Origin of the sequence: Streptomyces sp. G-G2 (genome assembly GCF_030063135.1) — a bacterium.
Lineage (GTDB): Bacteria > Actinomycetota > Actinomycetes > Streptomycetales > Streptomycetaceae > Streptomyces.
The window spans coordinates 1-4,296 of sequence record NZ_JASISO010000107.1 but is presented as its reverse complement, the minus strand read 5'-3'; the positions used below and the strand labels follow the sequence as shown (position 1 = coordinate 4,296).

General features: G+C 67.7%; 4 protein-coding genes. 2 read left to right on the top strand and 2 right to left on the bottom strand.

Annotation, left to right across the window (positions count from 1 at the left end; all coding sequences use genetic code 11):
* The coding region (gene tap, locus QMF80_RS37640) for a telomere-associated protein Tap (protein ID WP_283461901.1) at positions 1–1,600 on the top strand (1,600 nt) is incomplete at its 5' end.
* Between the two features lie 6 nt (positions 1,601–1,606).
* Positions 1,607–2,167 (top strand): telomere-protecting terminal protein Tpg, encoded by a 561-nt coding sequence (tpg, locus tag QMF80_RS37635; protein ID WP_283461899.1) that lies wholly within the window; start codon positions 1,607–1,609, stop codon positions 2,165–2,167.
* A gap of 180 nt (positions 2,168–2,347) precedes the next feature.
* Here the strand turns inward: tpg and QMF80_RS37630 are convergent, their stop codons facing one another.
* Together QMF80_RS37630 and QMF80_RS37625 are read right to left on the bottom strand one after the other, a co-directional pair.
* The gene (locus QMF80_RS37630) at positions 2,348–2,821 is read right to left on the bottom strand and encodes a helix-turn-helix domain-containing protein (protein ID WP_283461897.1); all 474 of its coding nucleotides are present in this window, start codon (positions 2,819–2,821) and stop codon (positions 2,348–2,350) included.
* Positions 2,818–3,564 (bottom strand): hypothetical protein, encoded by a 747-nt coding sequence (locus tag QMF80_RS37625; protein ID WP_349372282.1) that lies wholly within the window; start codon positions 3,562–3,564, stop codon positions 2,818–2,820. Before QMF80_RS37625 ends, QMF80_RS37630 begins: the two co-directional genes overlap by 4 nt.
* Between the last annotated feature and the right edge of the window lie 732 nt (positions 3,565–4,296).

Here is a 4,296-nt window from a genome sequence, read left to right as displayed (position 1 = left end):
CCCCAAAGCCGCCACCGACCTCCCCACCCTCATCACCTGGGCCCTCAGCGAAGACGCCGACCTCCGCTCCCCCCGCCTCCACCGCAACGGCAAGGACGGCGACCCGCTCCTCGTCCTCACCCCCGAGGCCACGGAGGCCCTCGGCCTGCCCCTCACCCTCGAAGACCGACGGGGCCTGCGCCTCCCCGACACACACCCCGTCGTCCGGCAACTCGCCAAGAGCAAATGGCAGCTGACCCGCCGCGGCTTCGGCCCCTGGGCCCGCATCTACCGCCCGGCCTCCCCCACCACCGGCCGCCAGTGCGTCCAGCTCGCCGTGCTCCCCTGGGACGCCCTCGACCCCCGAGCTTGGGGCGAGGACACAGCGCACCTCCCTGCCCCCGAACTCGCCACGCTCCTCACCACGTACGCCACTCGCGTGCTCACCCCCCGCGGCTCCACCGCCGTCACCGGCCTCGAACTCATGACGGCCCTGCGCCCGCCCACCCGCGCCGCCCGCAACTCGGTCACCGACGTCTGGGAATCGGCCCCGGTCCCCGGTTCCCTCACCCACCCCGTCGACCCGGCTCCCCCGGAGGCACCCGACGAGCACCCCGTCGTCGCCGCCCTGTACCCCCGGGCCCACCAGCGCACACCGGGCCAGGTCCTCGACGAAGAGGCGTACGACTGGATCCGCGACCCCGAACTCCTGACGGACGCCGAATGCGCCCGCACCCACGCGGTCGGCATCGACGTCAACATGGCCTTCGCCGCCGCCGCCAACCGGCTCACCGTCGGCCTCGGCCCCGCGGTCCACACCGCGAACCCCCGCTTCGATCCGAAGACCCCCGGCTGCTGGCTGGCCGACCTCTCGGACCTCCCTCTCGACCCCCGCCTCCCCAGCCCCTTCACCCCGCACGGCAAGCCCCCCACCGGCCCGGCCTGGTACGCGACCCCGACCCTCGCCTACGCACAGGAACTCGGCCACTCCGTCCGGCCCACCGAAGCCTGGCTCCGCCCGGACAACGGCCCGTACCTCGACGCCTGGTACACCCGCCTCCGCGACGCCTACATGGCCACCATGGCCGACCTGGGCGTCACCCCCGCCCTCACCGACGAGGCCTTCCTCAAGGCCATGGCGACCCACAAGGAACACGACCCCGCACTCACCGGCGTCCTCTCCGCGATCAAGGCCACCGTCAAGGGCGGCATCGGCAAGCTCCGCGAACGCCCCCAGGGCGCGGGCTACCGCCCCGGCGAAACCTGGCCCGCCCTGGAACGCCCCACCTGGCGCCCTGACATCCGCGCGGCGGTGATCTCCACGGCCCGGGTCAACATGCACCGCAAGTTGCGCAAGTTGGCCACCGTGGCCGACCTCCACCCCATCGCGGTCCTGTCCGACTGCGCCGTGTACCTCTCCGACGGCCCAAGCCCCCTGGACTTCCTGCCCCGTACCCCCGACGACAAGCCGGTCCCCGGCGGCTTCCGCCTCGGCGTCAGCCCGGGCATGGTCAAGCACGAGGGCACCCAGCCCCTCCTCTGGGCCGTCGGCCTCCTCGACGAAGGCCACAACCCCGCCCGCCATATCAAGGGCCACGACGCCGCCCACGACGGAGAGTAAGAAAGCATGTCCAGCAGCATCGAAGACAGCCTCGCGCAAGCAGACGAACACAACTTCACACGACCGATCCCGAAGTCACCCCAGGCCCGGATGAAGTTCCTCCTCAAGACCGAAAAGAACTCGACCAAAGCGGTCGCACAACGACTCGGCATCTCCCCCCGTACGGTCGAGCGCTACCTCAAGGGCCAGATCAAGACCCCGCGCCCCGAACTCGCGGCCCGCCTCGAAACCGAGGTCCGCAAGAGCTGGCAGCCCCTGGTCCGCAAGCGCGCCCGCGACAAGGCGGCCAAGTCCACCGGCCTGGTCATCGAGACCCGCGCCCGCTTCGGGTTCACCGCCGCCCCCGGCACCACCGATGACGGCCGCATGCGCCGCATCACCCAGCACCTCCCCCCGGAGTACGCCTCCAGGCTGTTCGCCGCCCAGGAGTCGGGCGCCGCCGAGGCCGAACTCCGCCACATCACCGCCCAGGGCCTCCAGGACATGTACTTCCGCGACCACGGCTCCCGCGCCCCCGGCCTGCTGGTCGACTTCACGGACATCGACTACGTCGACTTCAACTTCTAGGCCCTCGACCCCCGCTGGCCACCCCCAAAGGCCCGCCAAGCCCCTCCAGGGCCCCTCTAAGCGCCTCTCCCCCACACCTAGCCTCAACTACCCACCCCCACCCCTGCAAAGCCGAGAGGCGCCACCGAGCGGCTTCAGCCACTCCATAGCGCCTCATCAACGGTCCACGAACTGCCGGCATCACCCCACGGCGTGCAGCGTCCGCCTCCGCTTCGCCTCGACAGCCTTCTTCGCGGCCGTCTGCGCCGCCCGCTTCTTCCGCTGCTCGGCGAGCTGGTCCTGATACTCCGCCACCGCCCGGTGGTAGCTGTCGACATACCCCCGGGCGTCCAGCCGCTCGTCCGTCGGCATCCCGTTCACGGCCGCCACCGCGTCCTCGAACGAGTTGTATCCGGCCAGCATCGGATTGATCTGGTAAACCCCATTACGGACCTTCCGCACCAGCCGTGCCAGTTCCAGGCTCCGCAGCGCGGCGTTCACGCTCGGCCGGCTCAGATCCAGCATCCCGGCGATCGAGGCCTGATCGATGAGGATCCGCCCACCGGGCTCACTCAGCGAACGGAGCTTCAGCAGCACCCGGTAGGCCGCGGGCGGGAGGTCCAGGTCAGAGAGAAGCCCGTCCGCGTTGACCGCAGCGAATCGCAAGGTGCTCACTGAGCTGTCCCTTCTTCCTTGCGCTGTCCCCGGCTCAGCCGGCGCGCAGCGCGCTCTTTGGCCCGTTCGGCCCGCAGTTCCTCGATCGCCTGCCGCATGTGGTCCAGAGACGGGAACCGCACCAGATCCGGCAAGCTCGTGTCACCGCGAATCTGCGAGATGGTGCTGGACTGCTCCACCTTCACAAACTCACCCGTCGTCTCCGTACCCGGGATGAACTCGGCTACGCGATAACTGTAGGGCGGGTTGAACTGATACACACCCCGCCTCACCTTGAAGACGATCCCATGAGACATGACGGTGTGGAGCGCCTCCGAGGTCTTTGTCCGGCTGACGTCCAGGATCGTAGCCATCTCTTCCTGCGTCAGCGGAATCCGCCCCCCCGCTCGCTGGCACGCGATGAGCAGCAGGATCAGCCGCAACGGCAGCGCTTCGCGGAAGTACTGGGCGATCACCAGGAAAAATTCGAGGCTGTCCATCGAGAACGCGTTTGGCTGGCTCTGTGTCCCGTAGAACTCCAGCGGCTTGCGCTCACCGTCCAGAGTCAGCTTCCTGCTCGGGTACCTCTTCGCCAGGCTGTCCAGATCCTTGACGGGCGCCAGCGGCTGACTCCACGCCGAGATCGCGTCATCAACGGGCAGATCAGGACGCGGCGCGCGCGACGGACTCGGCCGACGGCGCTGTGGCTCTGATGACACGAGGATGCTCTCCACTTCGTTGATCTGCGGAAAGCAGTATGTCAACAAGGGTGACACTAGTGTCACGCTCGTTGACGTTCGGCGTGTCTTACGTCCCCCCACGAGGGACACATCTCGGCCACGCCCTGTCCGAACCCCCTCCCGGCTCCCCCAGCCAACCCCACCCCTCCCCCCAGCAGTTCCCCGACGTATCTCCCCAATAACGTCAGCCTCCTTGACGTTTTAGGCCAAAAAGCGTCAGCCGCACTGACTTTTTGCAGTCGCTCTGTCCCCCCAGCAGCGACACAACGCCCTAGATATGTCCCTCCTGAGGGTACATATCTTTTCATCTGCACCCCACCTGACCTGCGGCGACCCATCTCCGTACCCTCTATAGGCCCGCGGTTGTCCCGCTGCGCGCACTCAACGCAGTCTCCAAGGCACTTCCACCCCGTACTTCCTGACGGCGGAACAGGACCTGTCGATCTCCAAGCCCTCCCGGACACCGTGTCCAGATCAGCTCTGAATCTGACTGGTTCCCATTTCTATCCATAGAGACTTTTGAATCAAAAGTTGTCCACAAGCGTTAACGGCGTTAACTCCCTCTGACCAATCACCTAAACACATCAGTCACACCCGAACACATCCGAAAACGCGGAGCGGAGAGTTGTCTCTTTCATCGCGCGCAGCGCGATGGGACCCGCTTGAGGCTCCGCGCGGAGCGCGGAGCTGTCTCTTTCATCGCGCGCAGCGCGATGGGACCCGCTTGAGGCTCCGCGCGGAGCGCGGAGCCTCAAG

What these genes read in the sequence shown, in the direction of transcription:
- tpg (WP_283461899.1), top strand. Translation starts at nt 1,607, where the DNA reads ATGTCCAGCAGCATCGAAGACAGCCTCGCGCAAGCAGACGAACACAAC.